This is a genomic window from Methylobacterium sp. Leaf117, assembly GCF_001422985.1.
GTDB lineage: Bacteria > Pseudomonadota > Alphaproteobacteria > Rhizobiales > Beijerinckiaceae > Methylobacterium.
The window spans coordinates 408,377-426,462 of sequence record NZ_LMNL01000012.1; the positions used below are offsets into that span (position 1 = coordinate 408,377).

Genomic DNA, 18,086 nt, shown 5'->3' on the forward strand with positions numbered 1-18,086 from the left:
CCGGCGCCCCTCACCATGCCATTCAGCGGCCGTGAACCATCGGGTTCGCGGCCGTTCCGTTTTCCCGGCGGCCGTTCTTCTTCAGGTGTCCGTCCGATGCGGTGTCCCTATTGCGGCGGTCCCGACACCCAGGTGAAGGATTCGCGGCCGAGCGACGATGCGGCGGCGATCCGCCGCCGCCGGGTGTGCCCGGATTGCGGCGGCCGCTTCACCACGTTCGAACGGGTACAACTGCGCGAACTCACCGTCCTCAAGCGATCGGGCAAGCGCGTACCGTTCGATCGGGACAAGCTCCAGCGCTCGATCGACGTCGCGGTCCGCAAGCGGCCCGTGGACCCTGAGCGGATCGAGCGCCTCGTCAGCGGCATCACCCGGCAGCTCGAGAGCAGCGGCGAAGCGGAGATCGGCAGCGAAGCCATCGGCGAGTTGGTGATGGAGGGCCTGAAGGGGCTCGACGATGTCGCCTACGTGCGTTTCGCGTCGGTCTATAAGAACTTCCGTGAGGCCAGCGATTTCAAGGCGCTACTCGGGACGCTTGCCGAGCCGGCCGTGCTCCCAGCCAACGCGGCCATTGAGGGTGATTCCACCTCCGAGGGTCCGGCCGGCGGGGATCGGTCCATCGACACCCTGTCCTCCAAGGTCACGGACCTGCGGTCGAAGCGGCAGCCGAAGTCGCGGGCATGAGGAGCACCGGGATGAGCGAAACCGACCTCCGCTTCCTGCGTCTGTCCCTCGCCCTCGGGCACCGCAACCTTGGTCGGACCTGGCCGAACCCGTCCGTCGGCGCGGTGGTCGTGGCGGGGGCGCCCGGTGCGGAGCGGATCGTGGGGCAGGGCGTCACCGCCCCCGGAGGCCGGCCGCACGCGGAACCGATCGCTCTTGCCATGGCGGGCACGGCGGCACGCGGCGCCACGCTCTACGTCAGCCTGGAGCCGTGCTCACACTATGGCCGCACACCACCGTGCACCGACGCCATCATCGCCGCCGGCATTGCTCGCGTCGTCACAGCCCTGGAAGATCCCGATCCGCGCGTGGCAGGGCGGGGGCACAGCCTCCTCGCTGATGCCGGCGTCGCCGTGACCACGGGTCTTCTGGCAGAGGAGGCCGCCCGCGACCATCGCGGCCACGTCACCCGGGTGACAAAAGGACGGCCGAGCGTTCACCTCAAACTTGCCCAGACCCAGGACGGCTTCGCCGGTGCGCCCAACGAGCGCCTGCGGATCACCGGCCCCATCTCCGACGGAGCGGTACATCTCTGGCGGGCTCATGCGGACGCGATCCTTGTCGGCATCGGCACCGCACGTGCCGATGACCCCTCGCTGACCGTCCGACTGCCGGGCCTGTCCGACCGCTCGCCCTTACGCGTCGTGCTCGATTCGAGCCTGCGCCTGCTGCCCTCGACCACCCTGGTCCGCAGTGCCCGCGACGTCCCAACCCTTGTCCTCACCACCCGCCGCGCGCCGGTCCATGCCAAACGCATGCTGGCCTCCTTCGGTGTGGAGGTGATCGGCGTCGATGCGGACGGCGCCGGACAGGTCGACCTTCATGCCGCGCTCCGAACTCTGGCCGAGCGGGGCGTAACGCGGCTCTGCTGCGAGGGCGGCCCACACCTCGCCGAGGCGCTGGCGGAGGCCGACCTCGTCGACGTCTTCACCCTCATCACAGGCCCGGTCAGCCTAGACGGCTCCGGCGGCCTGCCGGCCATCGGCCCGGTCCTGCAGGGGATCCTCGACGGTGGCCGCCTCAGGGTCATCGACACCCGGATTCTCGGCCCTGACCGGGTCGTCACCTACGAGCGGAGCGCCTGAGATGTTCACGGGTCTCGTTACGGACGTCGGAGAGGTCGTGTCCGTCGCGGGCGACGACCGCCTGCGTCACATTCGCATCCGCTCGCATTATGATCCGGCTACGATCGCGCTGGGAGCCTCCATTGCCTGCTCAGGTCCCTGCCTGACAGCGGTCGCGGTCGAAGCGGTCGAAGGCGGCTGCATTTTCGCCGTCGATGCCGCGGCAGAGACGCTGGCCCGCACCCACGTGGGTCAATGGCGCGAGGGACGACGCTTGAATCTGGAGCGCTCCCTGAAGATCGGGGACGAACTCGGCGGCCACCTCGTCACGGGGCATGTGGATGGCCTCGCCGAACTGATCGCCCGCGATCCGGTCACAGGCGGCGCGGGCGATCCGCAATGGGCGCCCTCCGACCGCTTCACGCTGCGGGCGCCGGCGCTACTCGCGCGATTCATCGCCGAGAAGGGCTCCGTTTGCCTCGACGGAACCTCGCTGACCGTGAACACGGTGGACGGCGACCTGTTTTCGGTGCTGCTCATCCCGCACACGCTCGCGGTCACCACCTGGGGCGAGCGCCGAGCCGGGGACCACCTCAACCTCGAAGTCGACCTGATCGCCCGCTACGCCGCGCGCCTGTCCGAGAGCCGGGCCGCCGCAGAAGCCTGAGCAGGACGCCGCCACGCCCAGCGACCTGGGAAACAGGCATCGCGCTTGTGGGAGCGTCGCCTTCGGTCTATCGCTCGCGCCTGCGATCGAAGGGGCTCGCCCAGCGGTCGGATCCTGCGTGCCGATCATCGACCGCACCCGTGAAGGCCCCTCGATGGTATCCCTCGCCTACGCTGCCCGCACTGCTCCCGCCAACGTCAGGGGGGCGCGCGTCCTCGTGGTCGAGGCCCGCTACTACGAGGATCTTGCGGACGAGCTTCTGGCAGGCGCGGAAGCCGCACTGGTGGCGGCCGAGGCCGTCGCTACTGTGGTGACGGTGCCGGGTGCCCTTGAAATTCCGTCCGCCATTGCGATTCTGGTCGAGGCCGCCGCCCGCGCAGGCCAGCCCTACGACGCCGTGGTGGCGCTCGGCTGCGTCATCCGCGGCGAGACCGGTCACTATGACATCGTCGCGGGCGAGAGCGCGCGGGCGCTGATGGACCTGTCCGTCACCCTGCGCTTGCCGCTAGGCAATGGCATCCTGACGGTGGAAACCGAGGCCCAAGCCCAGGCCCGGGCCCGGGTCGCAGAACTCAACAAGGGCGGCGGAGCCGCCGAGGCTGCGCTCGCGGTGCTGTCGCTCAAGCGCGACGCGTCGGCGGCGTCGGTCGGAGAGGATTGAGCATCATGGCTAAGGACTCCGGGATGAAGACCGCCGAGCGCAGCGGCGCGCGCCTCTCGGTGGTTCAGGCGCTCTACGATATGGAGATCTCGGGCAAGGGCGTGATCGAGGCGCTTGCCGAGTTCGAAACCTTTTGGATTGGCCGTGAGGTCGACGGCATCGCGCATCCGACCGCCGAGATCGCCTTCTTCCGCGATCTCCTGCGCGGGGTCGTCGACGAGCAGCGCGCCATCGACCCCCTCCTGGACGGGGCACTCGCCACAGGCTGGCCCCTCAAGCGCATCGAGGCGGTGCTGCGGGCCATCCTACGGGCCGGCGCCTACGAACTGATGTCTCGTCGCGACGTACCGGCCCGGGTCGTCATTTCCGAATATGTCGACGTCGCCCACAGCTTCTACGGCGGGGACGAGCCGGGCATGGTCAACGGCGTGCTAGACAAGGTGGCGCGGGACGTGCGCGGCAGCGAGTTCGCCGGCCTTCCGGCCTCCGGTCGGGCCTGAACCCACATGGCCCGGCCCGATGAGGACGGGCTGATCACGCGCTACTTCGCGCCTCTGGCCGGCCCGGGAGCGGATGGTCTGCGCGACGACGCCGCCACGCTGTCGCCGAGCCCCGGCTGCGACCTCGTTCTCACAGCCGACGCCATCGTGGCGGGCGTCCATTACTTCTCGGACGATCCCCCCGGTTCGATCGCCCGCAAGGCGCTCGGCGTGAACGTCTCGGATCTCGCCGCCAAAGGTGCGCGCCCGCGCGGCATCCTGCTGACGCTCGCTCTGCCCGACGACTGGACCGAAGCATGGCTCGCCGCCTTCGTGGCCGGCCTCGGCGACGGCCTCGCCGATTTCGGGCTCGACCTCCTTGGCGGCGATACCGTGCGGGCAGCCGGACCGACGGTGATCGGCGTGACCGCGATTGGCGAGGTACCTACGGGCGGCATCGTCAGGCGCCGGACTGCGCAGATCGGCGACCGGATCTGCGTCAGCGGGAGCATCGGCGATGCTGCCCTGGGCTTGCTGCTGCGCGGACCTCGTCCCCCGGACTGGGCTCGGGCGATGGCCGCGGCGGATTGCGATGCCCTCGTCGACCGCTACTGGCATCCCCGCCCGCGCATCGCCTTGGCTCCGATCCTGCGCCGCCACGCCCGAGCCGCTATGGACGTCTCCGACGGCCTCGCCGGCGATTTGACCAAGATGATCAAAGGGGAGGGGCGCTCCGCTGACATTGAACTCAGCCGCGTCCCGCTCTCCCCTGCCGCCGCTAATGCCTTGGCACTGGAGCCCGCCCTGCTGCCCCTGATCGTGACCGGTGGCGACGATTACGAGATCCTTTGTGCCGTGGCGCCCGAGAACCTGGACGCCTGCCTCGCCGAAGCCGTCGCAACTGGTACAGCGCTGACCTGCATCGGCACGGTCACAGCCGGTTCCGGGCCTCCGGTCTTCGAGGATGCGGACGGCGCGCCACGCGCTCTCGGTACCGGCTCCTTCAGCCACTTCTGAGATGCCGGCCGCTTCGCGGGGCGCCAGGTCTGAACCCCCATGATACGGCCGGGAGCTTGTAAGAACTTGCAGTAAGCTCGCTTGATGCTGCGGTGCACAAATATTCACGGATGAAAAAGCTAAGCCGCATTTGCAAGCGTCGGTAAATTTTGGCACTCAGAGCAGGCATTCCTTGTAAGGAGATGCACAAGAACAGAAACGCCGCGCGTGGCCGAGACGCCCGCGCGAACGATGACCATCGCACGCCTGAAAAGCTGCGCACGCACCGAAAGTACGGCCCAAAGTCCAGGAACGCCACGACCGACCCGCACGGGCATCGCCAATCAAGGACCGTCGAATGACAGCTTTGTTGCTTATCATCCTGGGCGGGCTGTGCGCCGTCGCCTATGGCATCGTCACCATCAATGACGTGATGAAGCGCGACGCTGGCACCCAGCGCATGCAGGAGATTGCGGGGGCGATCGCGGAGGGTGCGCAAGCCTATCTTCGGCGCCAATACGCCACCATCGCCGTGGTCGGGCTCGTACTGTTCGTGGCGCTCGCCTACTTCCTCGGTCTCAAGGTCGCCGTCGGCTTCCTCATCGGTGCGATCCTGTCGGGGGCCGCCGGCTTCATCGGCATGAACGTCTCTGTAAGGGCCAATGTCCGCACCGCACAGGCGGCCTCGACCTCGCTCGGTGGCGGACTCGACGTGGCCTTCAAGTCGGGGGCAGTGACCGGCATGTTCGTGGCCGGCCTCGCGCTTCTCGGGGTCGCGCTCTACTACGGCTATCTCACCCGCGTCGCCGGCTTGTCGCCGGCCAGCCGTGATGTCATTGACGCTCTGGTGGCGCTGGGCTTCGGCGCCTCGCTGATTTCGATCTTCGCGCGCCTTGGCGGAGGCATCTTCACGAAGGGCGCCGATGTCGGCGGCGATCTCGTCGGCAAGGTCGAGGCCGGAATTCCGGAGGACGATCCGCGCAATCCCGCCACCATCGCGGACAATGTCGGCGACAACGTCGGCGACTGCGCAGGCATGGCGGCCGACCTGTTCGAGACTTACGCGGTGACGGTCGTTGCCACGATGGTACTCGCTGCGATCTTCTTCTCCGGCCAGACCGATATTGCCGGGCGCAACGTCCTCGAAGCGATGCTGCTCTACCCGCTCGCCATCGGCTCGGCCTGCATCCTGACCTCTATCGCCGGCACCTATGCAGTGCGGCTCGGGGCCAACCAATCGATCATGGGCGCGCTCTACAAAGGGCTGGTCACCGCCGGAGCCCTGTCGATCGTGGCGATTGCCGGCGTCAACTACGCCCTGTTCGGCGGCTTCAACACAGCCTTCACCACGAACGCTGGGATCACCTTCACCTCCGGTGGCCTTCTGGGTTGCGCGGTGATCGGCCTCGTCATCACGGCGCTGATCGTCGTCATCACGGAGTATTACACCGGCACCAACTTTCGGCCGGTGAAGTCCATCGCGGACGCCTCGGTCACGGGCCACGGCACGAACGTAATCCAGGGTCTCGCGATCTCGCTGGAATCCACCGCGCTTCCCGCCCTGGTGATCGTGGCTGGGATCATCAGTACCTACTCGCTGGCAGGCCTGTTCGGCATCGCCATTGCGGTCACCGCCATGTTGGCGCTGGCCGGCTTCATAGTGGCGCTCGATGCCTTCGGTCCGGTCACCGACAATGCCGGCGGCATCGCCGAGATGGCCGGCCTGCCGCCGGATGTGCGCAGGTCCACCGACGCCCTCGACGCCGTCGGCAACACCACCAAGGCTGTGACCAAGGGCTACGCCATCGGCTCGGCCGGTCTCGGTGCGTTGGTGCTGTTCGCCGCCTATACCTCGGACCTGAACTACTTCATCGCGAACGCCAGTCCGACGCAGTACCGCTTCTTCCAGGGCGTGAGCGTCGATTTCTCGCTCTCGAACCCCTACGTCGTGGTCGGCCTGCTCCTCGGTGGGCTCATCCCATTCCTGTTCGGCGGCATGGCGATGACAGCGGTGGGCCGCGCAGCTGGCGCCGTCGTGGAGGAGGTTCGCCGGCAATTTCGAGAGAAGCCCGGCATCATGCAAGGCACCGACCGGCCGGATTATGGGCGTGCCGTCGACATGCTGACCCGGGCGGCGATCAAGGAGATGATCCTGCCGTCATTGCTGCCGGTGCTGTCGCCGATCGTCCTGTTCTTCGTGATTCAGCCGATCGCAGGAAAGTCGCAGGCCTTCGCCACCGTCGGAGCGATGCTTCTCGGCGTGATCATCACCGGGCTCTACGTCGCGGTCTCGATGACGTCAGGCGGAGGTGCCTGGGACAATGCCAAGAAGTACATCGAGGACGGGCATCACGGCGGCAAGGGCTCGGAAGCCCACAAGGCAGCGGTGACGGGCGACACCGTCGGCGATCCCTACAAGGATACTGCCGGTCCTGCAGTGAACCCAGCGATCAAGATCACCAACATCATCGCGTTACTGCTTCTGGCCGTACTGGCGCATAGCTGACCTCGGGGCGACGGCACGGGACCGGTGAAACCCGTGTGAAGGGCATGTGATCCGAACATGCCCTTCACCGATTCACGGCAGGGTCCGTGGCTCGTGGATCGGACAGCCGTTATGCTCCGCCCGGAACCCGGCGGATTTTGGATAGACGGCGCGGCGCGCCCGCATGATCGATCCGAGCGGCCGGTGCGCCTCGAGGCCGTGCCAGGGATTGAAGGCGAGCCCATCATCGAGAGTCTTCACCTTGGCAGCACTCCAACTCTCCTGTCTTGGAATCCGGATGCAAGCCACCGCAACGTAGGGGCTCTCCGCCTCCGGCCAGGACACGGAAGCATCTTCCACCGGCATCGTCTCACTGTTGGTGAGGAGTTGCACTCGTAATTCCCAAGTGGCGTCGTGCTCGGCGAAGAAGGCCGTCACCGCCTCGCGCAAGCCGTCGGGCTTTCCATGCACGTTGAGCGCAGCGTTGGTCAGCGCCGTCAGTTCGGGGGAGACCGGCGCCACGGAGACCTTGGCCACATAGTCCCCCCAGCGCACTGGCACCTGGCTAAAGAACGTCTCACCGAGGATATGGGTTTCGGGATGACCGCCGAGGCTGACCACTGTCGGGCTCTTGGTCCCGATTGATTCCAGAACTGTTTCGACGCCGCGCAGTGTGGCGGAGAACGCCTTTTTGAAGATCTGCGGCGTGTCGGTCGTAGCAGCCAGCAGCTTGAGACTTTTCAGAAATGTCGCCGCGTCCGGTGCCACAAAAGCGGGGGAATTCGCCATGACGAAGTCCTGCGTGTCACCCTCCACGTCCGGCAGCCGCTCACCCGGGACTCCGAGAATTTTCAGGCCCAACCCGCGCGGTGTCGAGATGCTGTCATCGAGGATGTCGCCCGGATTGGTCGAGAAACGCATGACCACCGGGTGATCGGCCGGTTGCGCACACAGCCCCTGGGCCAGAGGCCCGGGAAGATCGGCAAACACCTCCAAACTCCCGGTCAGCAATCCATGGGCCTTCGCATGGACACCGCGGACGGCGTGCCCGTAATCCTTGAGGGTCGTTCCCTGGATCTTCGCGAATTGGGCGATCATGCCGTTCTGGACGTCGGTCTCGTTCGACTCAATACGCTCGAGATCGGGGGTGTAACGGACAGGCGACGGAACCGGCATGGGCAGCCCTTAAGGTGAGAGCGCGGGAGGTTTCACCGACAAACCGTGCCCGGCAACCCACCGTTCCGGCATGGCAGCCGTCCCGCCATTCACCGTCGCGTGCGCACCCGCACAAATGCATCATCCCCGCCGGCCAGGTGGCTGGCCATCATCGGCGCAGCATCCACATGTTGCGGCGGCGACTGCCGCGCACGCTGCAAGTCGTCCGTTTGTCCTTGAAACAACGTGAGCTTCCCGCATGCCCTCTCTGTCCGACCCGATCCGTATCGGCGCGATCGAAGCCAAGAACCGCGTCTTCATGGCGCCACTCACCCGCGGACGCGCCACCCGCGCGCACGTGCCGACACCGATCATGGTGGAATATTACCGTCAGCGCGCCAGTGCGGGGCTGATTCTCACGGAGGCAACCGGCATCTCGCAGGAGGGCCTCGGCTGGCCCTTCGCTCCGGGCATCTGGTCTGACGAGCAGGTCGAGGCGTGGAAGCCGATCGTCCAGGCCGTACACGAAGCCGGCGGCAAGATCGTCTGCCAGCTCTGGCACATGGGCCGCATCGTGCACCCGGATTTTCTCGGCGGACAGAAGCCTGTTTCGGCCTCGGCCACCACGGCCCCGGATGCAGCCCATACCTACGACGGCAAGAAGCCTTACGGGGAGGCCCGGCCGCTCGCGATCGACGAGATCCCGCGCCTGCGCGCCGATTACGAGCGCGCCGCCCGCAACGCCATCAAGGCTGGGTTCGACGGCGTGCAGATTCATGCGGCGAACGGCTATCTGATCGACCAATTCCTGCGCGACGGGTCAAATCTTCGGACCGATGCCTATGGTGGATCGGTCGAGAACCGGATCCGCCTGCTGACCGAGGTGACGCAGACGGTGGCCGACGCCATCGGCAAGGATCGCACCGGCGTCCGCCTGTCTCCCAACGGCGCGATCCAGGGTGTCGACGACTCGAACCCCGATGCCCTCTTCGGCGCAGCGGCTGCCGCTCTGTCGAAGATTGGCATCGCATTCCTCGAACTGCGCGAGCCCGGCCCGAATGGCACCTTCGGCACCGCCAATCATCCGCCGGTTGCCCCGACGATGAAGGCCGCGTTTAACGGTCCCCTGATCCTCAACTCGGATTACGATGGTGTCCGTGCGCAGGCTGCCCTGGACGAGGGACATGCGGATGCCATCGCCTTCGGACGTCCCTTCATCGCCAACCCGGATCTGCCGGCACGCCTCTTCGATGGCTCGCCGCTGAACAAGGACGAAGCGAAAACTTGGTACAGCCAGGGTCCCGAAGGGTACATCGATTATCCTGAACGGGACGCGGCCAAGGCGGCCTGATCCCTCACGTCACCCTGATCACCGCACCAGCTCTTGCAGTGTTGGGCACAAGAGCTGGTGCGTACTTTTGGGGATGAAATACCAACCTTGGCGCTATCCGCCGGAGGGAAGACATCCTATGTGTTGCGATCGTCGAGGATAGCTGCTTTTGCCTTCAGCCAAATTCTGTTCAGCCGCACCGACCGGGTGGACCGAGTCCGATCGACTGGCGGAGCTCGAAAGCCTTGATCTGACTGTGAATGGGCAGGAAGCGGTCTATGACGATCTGACCCGTATCGCCGCTCTGGTGTGCCACGCGCCCATTTCGCTGGTGAGCCTGGTCGAGGGGGAGCGTCAGTGGTTCAAGGCCCGGGTCGGGTTCGACTTGCCTGAGACACCGCGCCAAATGTCGATCTGCTCACATGCGATCGAATCAAACGCCCTCCTGGTGATCCCGGACCTGGCTCTCGATCCCCGCACTTGCGACAACCCCCTCGTCAGCGGAGAGCGGAAGCTTCGCTTCTATGCTGGCGCGGTGATCCGCTCGCCTTCGGGATTACCCCTCGGCACGCTGTGCGTCCTCGACCAAGTCGCCCGGCCAGACGGGATCACGCCGATGCAGGTCGAGATGCTGGAGGCTTTGGCGCGGCAGGCCTCGACGCTGATCGAACTGACACGGACGCGCAGCGAAGTCAGCGCACGGGAAGCGGAATTGCAGGCGAGCGAGCGTCGGTTCCGGGTCATGACGAGCGCGATGCCCCAGATGGTGTGGACCACCCAGCCGGACGGCTACCACGACTTCTACAATGATCGCTGGTACGAGTTCACCGGCGTACCCGCCGGCTCAACCGACGGCGACGCCTGGAACCATATCGTCCATGCGGATGATCGAGCGAGAGCCCTCGGCCGGTGGCGGCACAGCCTTGCCACAGGTGAACCTTACGAAGTCGCCTACCGCCTGCGCCACCATTCTGGAACCCATCGCTGGACCTTGGGCCGGGCTATGCCGCTGATCGACGCCGAGGGGCGAATCGAGCGCTGGTTCGGAACGTGCACCGACATTGAGGACCTGAAGCAAGCCGAGACTGAAACGCGCAAGCTCGCCGCCATCGTGGAACAGTCGCAGGACTTCATCGGCATCGCAGACAGAGATGGCGGTGTACAGCACATCAACGAGGCAGGGCGCCGGCTCGTTGGACTATCGGACATCTCGGCCGTATCAGGAACGCGGATCGTGGACTACTTCATGCCCGGGAGTCAGTCGCTGATCACCGGAACGGTTCTCCCTGCCGTAGAGAGGCAGGGCTGGTGGGAGGGCGAGTTGGCCTTCCGTCATTTCGTGACAGGGGAGGGGATCTCGGTCCTCTACAACATCTTTCCGCTGCGCAACGACGAAGGCCGCTTCGTCGGATACGCCACCGTCACCCGCGACCTGCGCGAGCGCAAGCGGGCGGAGGAGGCACAGGACCTCTTGATCAAAGAGCTTTCCCACCGGATCAAGAACATCTTCGCCGTGGTGGGTGGACTTGCTGGCCTCTCGGCCCGCACCGACCCGGCTGCCCGCCCCTTCGTTTCGGCCTTCCGGCAGCGCCTCAGCGCCCTCGCTCAGGCGCACGAATACGTTAGACCGCACTCGCCCGCGAGTGCGCCTCCGGTGGAGGGCCAGACCCTGTTCGGCCTGATGCGGCTGATCATGGCCGCCTATGTTCAGGACGGCCGGGAGCGGATCACCATTGCCGGCGATGACGTGGCCGTGGGCGAGCGTGCAGCCACAGCTCTTGCTCTCGTCATGCATGAGCAGGCCACCAATGCGATGAAGTACGGGGGCTTATCGACCGAGGCCGGGAGCGTCCACCTGTCCGGCCGGCGCGATGGGGAAGCCTATACTCTGACCTGGGCCGAGAGCGGCGGACCGGCCGTCGCGGGACCGCCGAGCCGACAAGGTTTCGGGACGGTCTTGGCACAGCGCAGCGTGGCGGGACAGCTCGATGGGACCCTTCAGCAGGACTGGGCTCCGAGCGGCCTGGTGATGCGGCTCTTGGTTCCTGTGGGTAATCTTGGATCTTGACCCTGCCCCTCTATCGTCTCGTTGTGTTCGATTTCGACGGGACCCTTGCCGATAGCTTTCCCTGGTTTGCCAAAGTCATCAACGATGTGGCCGACCGCTACGCGTTTGCCCGCATCGCCGAGCATGAGACCGAGACCCTGCGGCGAATGGATGCCCGGGGCATCGTTCGGCACCTTGGGATTCCCGGCTGGAAGCTGCCGCTGATTACCCGGCACATGCATCGTCTCGCAGCCCGCGACATCGACGCAATCTCGCTCTTCCCCGAGATTTCTGAAATTTTGATCGATCTCGAGCGCGCAGGTCTCCGCCTTGGAATCGCAAGTTCCAATCGCGAAACCATCATCCGACAGGTCCTCGGACCGGCCGATGCTCGGCGTTTCACGCACTACGCCTGCGGAGCTTCCCTCTTCGGTAAGGCCAAGCGGCTGCGGTCGCTGATCCGGGAGGCGGGCGTCGTTCCCGCCGACACACTGTATGTCGGCGATGAAATCCGCGATTGGTCCGCTGCGGGTGAAGTCGGCTGCGCCTTCGGAGCCGTCTCTTGGGGGTATACAAGGGTCGAAGCCCTCGCGGCGTTGGCTCCGACGCATATCTTTTCAAATCCGGCGAGCATTCGAGATTGTGTCGCAATCACGCCGGCTCTTGCCGTTCGCGGACTGGAGGATCGCTGACCACGCGTCCCACGGAGGCAAGGCCTCCTCTCAGGCCTTCGCAAACACCGGATAGTTTCTGCATCGCATAACTGAACCGAACGAACCGAAGCAGGCGAAACCAGAAAGTCCTTCAGTCTCTGCCGCTTCGCACACGTCGGCTCCGCGACACAGCTTTCCTTAGGACGCGGGACAACTGCTCGACCGAGTACGGCTTGTGTAGCAACTCAAATCCATGCGTCCCCTCTTTTGCAAGGATATGGCTATAGCCGCTGGCAAGCACCACCGGCAGATCCGGCCGCCGTCGTGAGATCTCTTTCGCGAGTTCGATCCCGTTCATGCCCGGCATGACGATGTCTGAGAACACCACCTCGAAACGAAACGGAATTTTCTCAAGCTGATGCAACGCTTCCGCGGCCGAGGTGGCCCAGACCGTGTGGTATCCGAGTTCCGCCAATGTCTGGGTCGCGAACCCTCCAACTTCCGGATTGTCCTCCACCACAAGCACACAGGTGCCGTGCCCGTCCGTCAGAGGCTCGATCTCTTCGAGCACTGCAGGGATCTCTGCCTCTTCCGAGACGCGCGGAAGATAGAGCGTGAAGGTTGCGCCGCGGCCGGGAAGACTCTGGACAACCACCTCGCCGCCCGACTGTTTCGCGAACCCGAACACTTGGCTAAGTCCGAGGCCCGTCCCCTGGCCGACCCCCTTCGTCGTATAGAACGGCTCGAAAATTCGATGCAGATCACCCGGAGCGATCCCGGTACCGGTATCCGTGAGGGCAACGGCTACGAACGCGCCCTTTCGGATGTCCAGTGGTAGAATCCCGACAACTGGGCTGACCTCGATTGTCAGCCGGCCCTGGCCACCCATGGCATCTCGCGCATTGACCGCCATGTTCACGAGTGCAGTGTCGAACTGGCTCGGATCGGCGTTTACGAAACAGGGGGTCTGAGGCACCTGGACGACGATCTCGATGCGTGCGCCCGTCAGGGTCCCGATCATCTCGCTGATGGCCGACACTCCGGTCCCGACGTTGAAAGTTTCCGGCTTCAGCGCCTGCCGGCGTGCAAAGGCGAGGAGTTGGCCCGTGAGCTTGGCGGCCCGCGCCACCGTGTCGGAGATTGCGTCGACGTAGCGGCGGCGCCGATCCTCAGCCAAGCCAGGCCGCTTCAGGAGGTCGGTCGAGGACTTGATCACGGTAAGCAGGTTGTTGAAGTCATGCGCCACACCTCCGGTGAGTTGGCCGACCGCCTCCATCTTCTGTGCTTGGCGCAGAGCCTCCTGGGCCTGATCGAGGGCAGCCTCCCGCGCCTTCTCATCCGTAACATCGCGGGCGCTGCAATAAGATCGCCCTCTCTCCGGGACGGCCGTCCAAGAGAGCCAGCGATAGTTTCCGTCGCGCGTCCGATATCGATTCTCGAAGCGGAAGACCGGTATTGCCTGTGCCAAAGTCCGGATGGCTTCGGCGGTCCGGGCGACATCATCCGGATGGATGAGTTCGAGTACGGGACGCCCTGAAATTTCCGTATCCGTCCATCCTAAGACCACCTCCCACGCTGGGTTCACGCGCTCGAAGTACCCATCAGGATGAAAGACACCAAGGAGGTCGGGGCTGACCTGCCACGTCAGACCGCGCTCGTCGGACCGCAGGATGACCTGACGCTCGAGATCAGCATTGAGATTGCGAAGTTCCGCTTCGTTCCGACGGAGAGCGATCTCGGCAAGAGCCCGATCGGTCACATCGACGCCCTCGACGAAGATCCCGGTCACGACGCCATCGTCATCGAAAATTGGCTGATAGACAAAGTCGAGGTAGCGCTCGATCGCCGGGCCGCTCGCTTTGGTCTGCAGGGCGATCCTCGACGCGGTCGCCGTGAAAGCTTCCCCGGTGCGATAGACAGTGTCGAGGAGATCGAGATACCCCTGTGCCACGGCGTCCGGAAGCGCCTCGGCGACCGTACGGCCGACCACAGAGCGGTCGCCGACAAGGCGCCGATAAGCAGGGTTGGCGAGCTCAAATCGGTGCTCGGGCCCGCGTAGGACCGCCATGAAACTCGGGGCCTGGGCAAAGAGCATTTCGAGCCGCTCTCGCTCGGCACTGGCCTTGCGCTCGGCATGCACTCGCCCGGTGGTCTCCGCACAGGCGCAGAACATACCGACGACTTGTCCGGTCTCGTCGCGAACAGGCGTATAGCCGAACGAAAAGTAGGTCTCTTCCGGATACCCGTTACGATGCATGATGAAGGCGATGCCATCCATATGCGTCGCCTCGCCCGCGTAGGCACGGGACAGGATCGGCTCCACGCGATCCCAGATGTCGTGCCACAATTCGCGAAATGAACCGCCGAGGGCTTTGGGATGCCGAGCGCCACACATTGCGGCGTAACCGTCGTTGTAGAGGGTGATGTAGTCCGGCCCCCACACAATGAGCATCGGCTGCTGCGAGCCGAGCATCACTCCGACCAGGGTCTTCAGGGCCTGGGGCCATTCGGCTGGCGCCCCAAGCGAGGTCGCCAACCAATCGTGATTGCGCAAAAGCGCGCCGGCCTCGCCACCCTCTACGAGAAAGGCCTCGCGAAACGGCATCCTCTATATCCTCTGCCCGCCCGGGTCTGAGCCCGGGAGAGCCGATCATGCACCGAGGTCATTCCCATTGTGCAAATCTCCCCGCGTTTGGGAAGTTTGCCTCACGATACGGCGAGGCGCGTCATGCACTCGCCGCTGGACGAGTCCGATTACTGACCGCGATTGGCGCCGGGAACCACGCTCGTACCGGAACCGCTTCCGAACGGCTCATACTTGGTCAGACCTCGGAAGAGTTGGCTGATGAAGGCGCGGTCGGCACCGCTGGTGGGGGTCGTACGCTGAATGAAGTCGAAGACGCGCCCATCCTGAAGGCCGTAGAGGGCTACCCGCTCGACCTTGAAAGCGGAATTAAAATAAACCGCTGTGACCTTCTGATCCTCAACCTGCTCGCCAAGGAACAGGACGGTGCGGCGCGTGTTCTGGCTGATGTAGTACCAGGACTTGTTGCCGACGGTAGACACGGTGGAGGGTGTGCCCAGAGCCTGAAGCACCTGCTCGGCGCTCATACCGGGCTTAACGGTAGCCAGCGCCGCTTGGTCGATCTGATAGCCGTGACGAATGTCCTCGCCGATGCAGCCGGACACACCCGTTGAGATCACGCCGAGGACGGCGAGGCGAGCGAGCGACGAAACGAGACGGCGCGACATCGGCCACCCTTGCTGACAGTGAAAAACTGGACGCGTCTACCGGCTTCGGTGGCGGCTCGGCACCGAGCTGAAGAATCCCGATGGAGGTTGCACCTTGACCGTCCGCTGCCGTAACGCGGGGTTATGGTTTTGACAAGGCAAGCCCAGCCACATGCGCCGATCGTCTCTGTCGGTCATCAGCCAACCGTCGGGAGGACATACGCATGATGGCGGGACTGCTACAGCGCTTGCGCGCTTGGGGACAGCCAAGTCCGCGCCAGCGTTTGATCGAGACGCTGCACAGGCGGATCAATGATGCGGCGCGGCGCCCGGAATTGTACACCGATATCGGCGTGCCGGACTCGTTGGAAGGACGGTTCGAATGCCTGATCCTCCACGTCATCCTGGTGTTGCGGCGTCTGAACGATATGCCTGAGCCGGCGGCGGACGTGGCTCAGGACCTGATCAACTCGGTCTTCCTGCAACTCGACTCGTCGCTGCGTGAATCCGGCATCGGCGATTTTGGCGTGCCGAAGCGCATGAAAAAGCTCGGCTCCGCCTTCTATGGGCGTGCAGAGAGCTACGAGACCGCACTCGATGCCGGAGACGCAGAAGGCCTGAAAGCGGTCCTGGCCCGCAACGTACTCGGACAGGATACGCCTGCGGCGGCTGCAGGTTTGGCGAATTATGTCCTCGCCAGCGATGCCGCTCTGGCGCGCTCCGATCTCGACGGGCTGATCGGCATCGGCCCACAGTTCCCACCGCCTCGATCCTTTGCGATGCCCTTCGCGAAGTCGAACGCCGATCCGACACGGACAGCATCATGACACGTTACGAAGAAGCCGGGCCACTTTCACGCATTGTCAGCGTCGATCGCCTCAGGCGTAGCGACGGCAGATTGATCGTGACGGCGAGCCCGGAGGAATGCGCGGCTCTTGCAGCGGATTTCGGGATTCCGTCCATCCAAGACCTGGTGGGGACTTTCGAGACGAGTGGGCAGCTGTCGGCCTTCCGAGTGCGTGGAACCGTCGCCGCTCTGGTGACCCAGGTCTGTACCGTGACCCTGGAGCCATTCGAAGGCCCGGTTTCGGAGTCCGTAGACCTGCTGTTCACGGATACCGACCGCCTTGAAGGGACTGATGCGGAGGATGCCGACATCCCCGACCCCATCGTCGGCGGCAAGATCGATTTCGGAACGATCACGGCCGAGTTTCTGGCGCTCGGGCTGGATCCTTATCCGCGAAAGCCGGGCGTGGCCTTCGAACCCCATATCGAGGACGCGGACGAGGGACCGCTCGCAGCCCTGCGCGGCCTGAAGTCCGCCGAAGACTGAGTCCATGAGCCGCCTCGATGGGTCGGCATGCGAACGAAGGCTCAGATTTCGTTTGCCCGGCGGTCATCAATCGCTATTTTCCGGCGCGCCGGGGAGGGGGCCGGTTTTTCGAAACCACCCCGCCACCTTGCCCGTCCGCCTCGCTGTCTCTTCGTAGAGAGGCATTCCTTTTTCACGATCAGAGGCCACCGGCCACCCGATATGTCCCAGAGAGTGTGCATCTCGCTCGACGCCATGGGCGGCGACCATGGCCCCACCACCGTGGTGCCGGGCGCTGCCATCGCCCGCGAGCGCCATCCCGAGATGACGTTCCTGATGTTTGGGGATGAGGCAATCCTCACACCCTTGGTGGCTGCCGAACCGCGCCTGAAAGGCGCCGTGGAGATCCGCCACACGACGATCGCGATCGCGATGGACGAGAAGCCAAGCCAGGCGGTGCGCTCTGGACGCGGGAAATCCTCGATGTGGCGCGCCATTCAGGCCGTGAAGGATGGCGAGGCCGACGCGGCCGTCTCGGCCGGCAACACCGGCGCCTTGATGGCGATGTCGAAGATTTGTTTGAAAACGCTGGCGGGAATCGAGCGTCCGGCCATTGCCTGTCTCTGGCCGACGGTCCGAGGCGAGAGCGTCGTCCTCGACGTTGGTGCGACTATCGGCACCGATGCCGAGCATCTCGTCGAAATGGCCGTCATGGGCTCGGCCATGGCCCGGATCGTGTTCGACCTCGACCGGCCCACGGTCGGACTGCTCAACGTCGGCACCGAGGAGATGAAGGGCAACGAGGCGGTCAAGGAAGCCGCCCGCTACCTGCGCGAGACCGATCTGCCGAACCTCAGCTATTATGGATTCGTCGAAGGCAACGATCTCGGCAAGGGCACGGTCGACGTCGTCGTCACGGAAGGATTCACCGGCAACATCGCTTTGAAGACCGCAGAGGGGACCGCCAAGCAGATCGCCAGCTATCTCCGCAGCGCGATGAGCCGGACGCTCTCAGCCAAGATCGGCTACTTTTTCGCCCGCCAAGCTTTCAAAGCCCTAAGGGACAAAATGAATCCGAGCCGAGCCAATGGTGGCGTGTTCCTCGGGCTCGAGGGCATTGTCATCAAGAGCCACGGCTCCGAGGACGCGAACGGCTTCGCGGCGGCCGTCGACCTCGCCCACGATATGGCTCGGCACGACTTGATGCGCACAATCCGCGATATGCTCGACCTGACACCAGCCGCGGCAACGTCATGACGGGTGCAGCGAACAAAAGGACGGAA

Annotated in this window: 16 protein-coding genes; 13 read left to right on the forward strand and 3 right to left on the reverse strand. The window is 64.8% G+C overall.

Annotated elements, in window-relative coordinates:
• The first annotated feature begins 96 nt into the window (after nt 1-96).
• From nrdR to ASF57_RS08875, 7 genes are all read left to right on the forward strand, one after another.
• Nucleotides 97-684 (forward strand): transcriptional regulator NrdR, encoded by a 588-nt coding sequence (gene nrdR, locus ASF57_RS08845; RefSeq protein ID WP_082503796.1) that lies wholly within the window; start codon nt 97-99, stop codon nt 682-684.
• 11 nt (nt 685-695) lie between these two features.
• Nucleotides 696-1,808 (forward strand): bifunctional diaminohydroxyphosphoribosylaminopyrimidine deaminase/5-amino-6-(5-phosphoribosylamino)uracil reductase RibD, encoded by a 1,113-nt coding sequence (gene ribD, locus ASF57_RS08850; protein WP_056482082.1) that lies wholly within the window; start codon nt 696-698, stop codon nt 1,806-1,808.
• 1 nt (nt 1,809) lies between these two features.
• Nucleotides 1,810-2,454: a riboflavin synthase gene (locus ASF57_RS08855; protein ID WP_056482084.1), complete on the forward strand. Its 645-nt coding sequence runs from the start codon at nt 1,810-1,812 to the stop codon at nt 2,452-2,454.
• Between the two features lie 154 nt (nt 2,455-2,608).
• On the forward strand, nt 2,609-3,115 hold the full coding sequence (ribH, locus tag ASF57_RS08860; RefSeq protein WP_056184363.1) for a 6,7-dimethyl-8-ribityllumazine synthase: 507 nt from the start codon (nt 2,609-2,611) through the stop codon (nt 3,113-3,115).
• Between the two features lie 23 nt (nt 3,116-3,138).
• Entirely contained in the window at nt 3,139-3,615 is a 477-nt protein-coding gene (nusB, locus tag ASF57_RS08865; protein WP_056184236.1) for a transcription antitermination factor NusB, read from the forward strand.
• 6 nt (nt 3,616-3,621) lie between these two features.
• Nucleotides 3,622-4,611: a thiamine-phosphate kinase gene (thiL, locus tag ASF57_RS08870; protein ID WP_056482087.1), complete on the forward strand. Its 990-nt coding sequence runs from the start codon at nt 3,622-3,624 to the stop codon at nt 4,609-4,611.
• Nucleotides 4,612-4,948: 337 nt separating this feature from the next.
• Nucleotides 4,949-7,096 carry a sodium-translocating pyrophosphatase gene (locus ASF57_RS08875; protein ID WP_056184232.1) on the forward strand — a complete coding sequence of 716 codons (2,148 nt, stop codon included), beginning with the start codon at nt 4,949-4,951 and terminating at the stop codon, nt 7,094-7,096.
• A 72-nt stretch (nt 7,097-7,168) separates the two neighbouring features.
• Here ASF57_RS08875 and ASF57_RS08880 read toward each other — a convergent pair whose 3' ends face one another.
• Nucleotides 7,169-8,251, reverse strand: coding sequence for a catalase family protein (locus ASF57_RS08880; RefSeq protein ID WP_056482090.1), 1,083 nt, complete (start codon nt 8,249-8,251; stop codon nt 7,169-7,171).
• A gap of 238 nt (nt 8,252-8,489) precedes the next feature.
• Between ASF57_RS08880 and ASF57_RS08885 the strand changes: the two genes are divergently transcribed.
• The 3 genes from ASF57_RS08885 (at nt 8,490) to ASF57_RS08895 (ending at nt 12,299) form a co-directional block, all read left to right on the forward strand.
• Nucleotides 8,490-9,581: an alkene reductase gene (locus tag ASF57_RS08885; protein WP_056482093.1), complete on the forward strand. Its 1,092-nt coding sequence runs from the start codon at nt 8,490-8,492 to the stop codon at nt 9,579-9,581.
• A 235-nt stretch (nt 9,582-9,816) separates the two neighbouring features.
• Nucleotides 9,817-11,628, forward strand: coding sequence for a PAS domain S-box protein (locus ASF57_RS08890; RefSeq protein WP_244476874.1), 1,812 nt, complete (start codon nt 9,817-9,819; stop codon nt 11,626-11,628).
• Nucleotides 11,625-12,299, forward strand: a complete 675-nt coding sequence (locus tag ASF57_RS08895) for an HAD-IA family hydrolase (protein WP_156376030.1) — start codon at nt 11,625-11,627, stop codon at nt 12,297-12,299. The genes ASF57_RS08890 and ASF57_RS08895 overlap by 4 nt, the downstream gene beginning before the upstream one ends.
• Before the next feature lie 112 nt (nt 12,300-12,411).
• Here ASF57_RS08895 and ASF57_RS08900 read toward each other — a convergent pair whose 3' ends face one another.
• Both ASF57_RS08900 and ASF57_RS08905 read right to left on the reverse strand, forming a co-directional pair.
• Entirely contained in the window at nt 12,412-14,865 is a 2,454-nt protein-coding gene (locus tag ASF57_RS08900) for a PAS domain-containing protein (protein ID WP_056482102.1), read from the reverse strand.
• 149 nt (nt 14,866-15,014) lie between these two features.
• Nucleotides 15,015-15,512, reverse strand: coding sequence for an outer membrane protein assembly factor BamE (locus tag ASF57_RS08905; RefSeq protein ID WP_056482105.1), 498 nt, complete (start codon nt 15,510-15,512; stop codon nt 15,015-15,017).
• Between the two features lie 203 nt (nt 15,513-15,715).
• Here ASF57_RS08905 and ASF57_RS08910 point away from each other — a divergent pair, with 203 nt between their 5' ends.
• The 3 genes from ASF57_RS08910 (at nt 15,716) to plsX (ending at nt 18,060) form a co-directional block, all read left to right on the forward strand.
• Complete coding sequence (locus tag ASF57_RS08910; protein ID WP_056482108.1) at nt 15,716-16,318, forward strand: ubiquinol-cytochrome C chaperone family protein; 603 nt, start codon at nt 15,716-15,718, stop codon at nt 16,316-16,318.
• Nucleotides 16,315-16,824, forward strand: a complete 510-nt coding sequence (locus tag ASF57_RS08915) for a DUF177 domain-containing protein (protein WP_056482111.1) — start codon at nt 16,315-16,317, stop codon at nt 16,822-16,824. Before ASF57_RS08910 ends, ASF57_RS08915 begins: the two co-directional genes overlap by 4 nt.
• A 201-nt stretch (nt 16,825-17,025) precedes the next feature.
• Nucleotides 17,026-18,060 (forward strand): phosphate acyltransferase PlsX, encoded by a 1,035-nt coding sequence (gene plsX / locus ASF57_RS08920; protein WP_056482113.1) that lies wholly within the window; start codon nt 17,026-17,028, stop codon nt 18,058-18,060.
• Nucleotides 18,061-18,086 lie beyond the last annotated feature (26 nt).

Excerpts from the sequence above, each read along its gene's own strand:
- nusB (WP_056184236.1), top strand. The coding sequence starts at position 3,139 with ATGAAGACCGCCGAGCGCAGCGGCGCGCGCCTCTCGGTGGTTCAGGCG.
- ribH (WP_056184363.1), top strand. The coding sequence starts at position 2,609 with ATGGTATCCCTCGCCTACGCTGCCCGCACTGCTCCCGCCAACGTCAGG.
- ASF57_RS08885 (WP_056482093.1), top strand. The coding sequence starts at position 8,490 with ATGCCCTCTCTGTCCGACCCGATCCGTATCGGCGCGATCGAAGCCAAG.
- ASF57_RS08900 (WP_056482102.1), bottom strand. The coding sequence starts at position 14,865 with ATGCCGTTTCGCGAGGCCTTTCTCGTAGAGGGTGGCGAGGCCGGCGCG.
- ASF57_RS08905 (WP_056482105.1), bottom strand. The coding sequence starts at position 15,512 with ATGTCGCGCCGTCTCGTTTCGTCGCTCGCTCGCCTCGCCGTCCTCGGC.
- ASF57_RS08875 (WP_056184232.1), top strand. The coding sequence starts at position 4,949 with ATGACAGCTTTGTTGCTTATCATCCTGGGCGGGCTGTGCGCCGTCGCC.
- plsX (WP_056482113.1), top strand. The coding sequence starts at position 17,026 with ATGTCCCAGAGAGTGTGCATCTCGCTCGACGCCATGGGCGGCGACCAT.
- nrdR (WP_082503796.1), top strand. The coding sequence starts at position 97 with ATGCGGTGTCCCTATTGCGGCGGTCCCGACACCCAGGTGAAGGATTCG.
- ASF57_RS08915 (WP_056482111.1), top strand. The coding sequence starts at position 16,315 with ATGACACGTTACGAAGAAGCCGGGCCACTTTCACGCATTGTCAGCGTC.
- ASF57_RS08880 (WP_056482090.1), bottom strand. The coding sequence starts at position 8,251 with ATGCCGGTTCCGTCGCCTGTCCGTTACACCCCCGATCTCGAGCGTATT.
- ribD (WP_056482082.1), top strand. The coding sequence starts at position 696 with ATGAGCGAAACCGACCTCCGCTTCCTGCGTCTGTCCCTCGCCCTCGGG.
- ASF57_RS08910 (WP_056482108.1), top strand. The coding sequence starts at position 15,716 with ATGATGGCGGGACTGCTACAGCGCTTGCGCGCTTGGGGACAGCCAAGT.
- thiL (WP_056482087.1), top strand. The coding sequence starts at position 3,622 with ATGGCCCGGCCCGATGAGGACGGGCTGATCACGCGCTACTTCGCGCCT.
- ASF57_RS08855 (WP_056482084.1), top strand. The coding sequence starts at position 1,810 with ATGTTCACGGGTCTCGTTACGGACGTCGGAGAGGTCGTGTCCGTCGCG.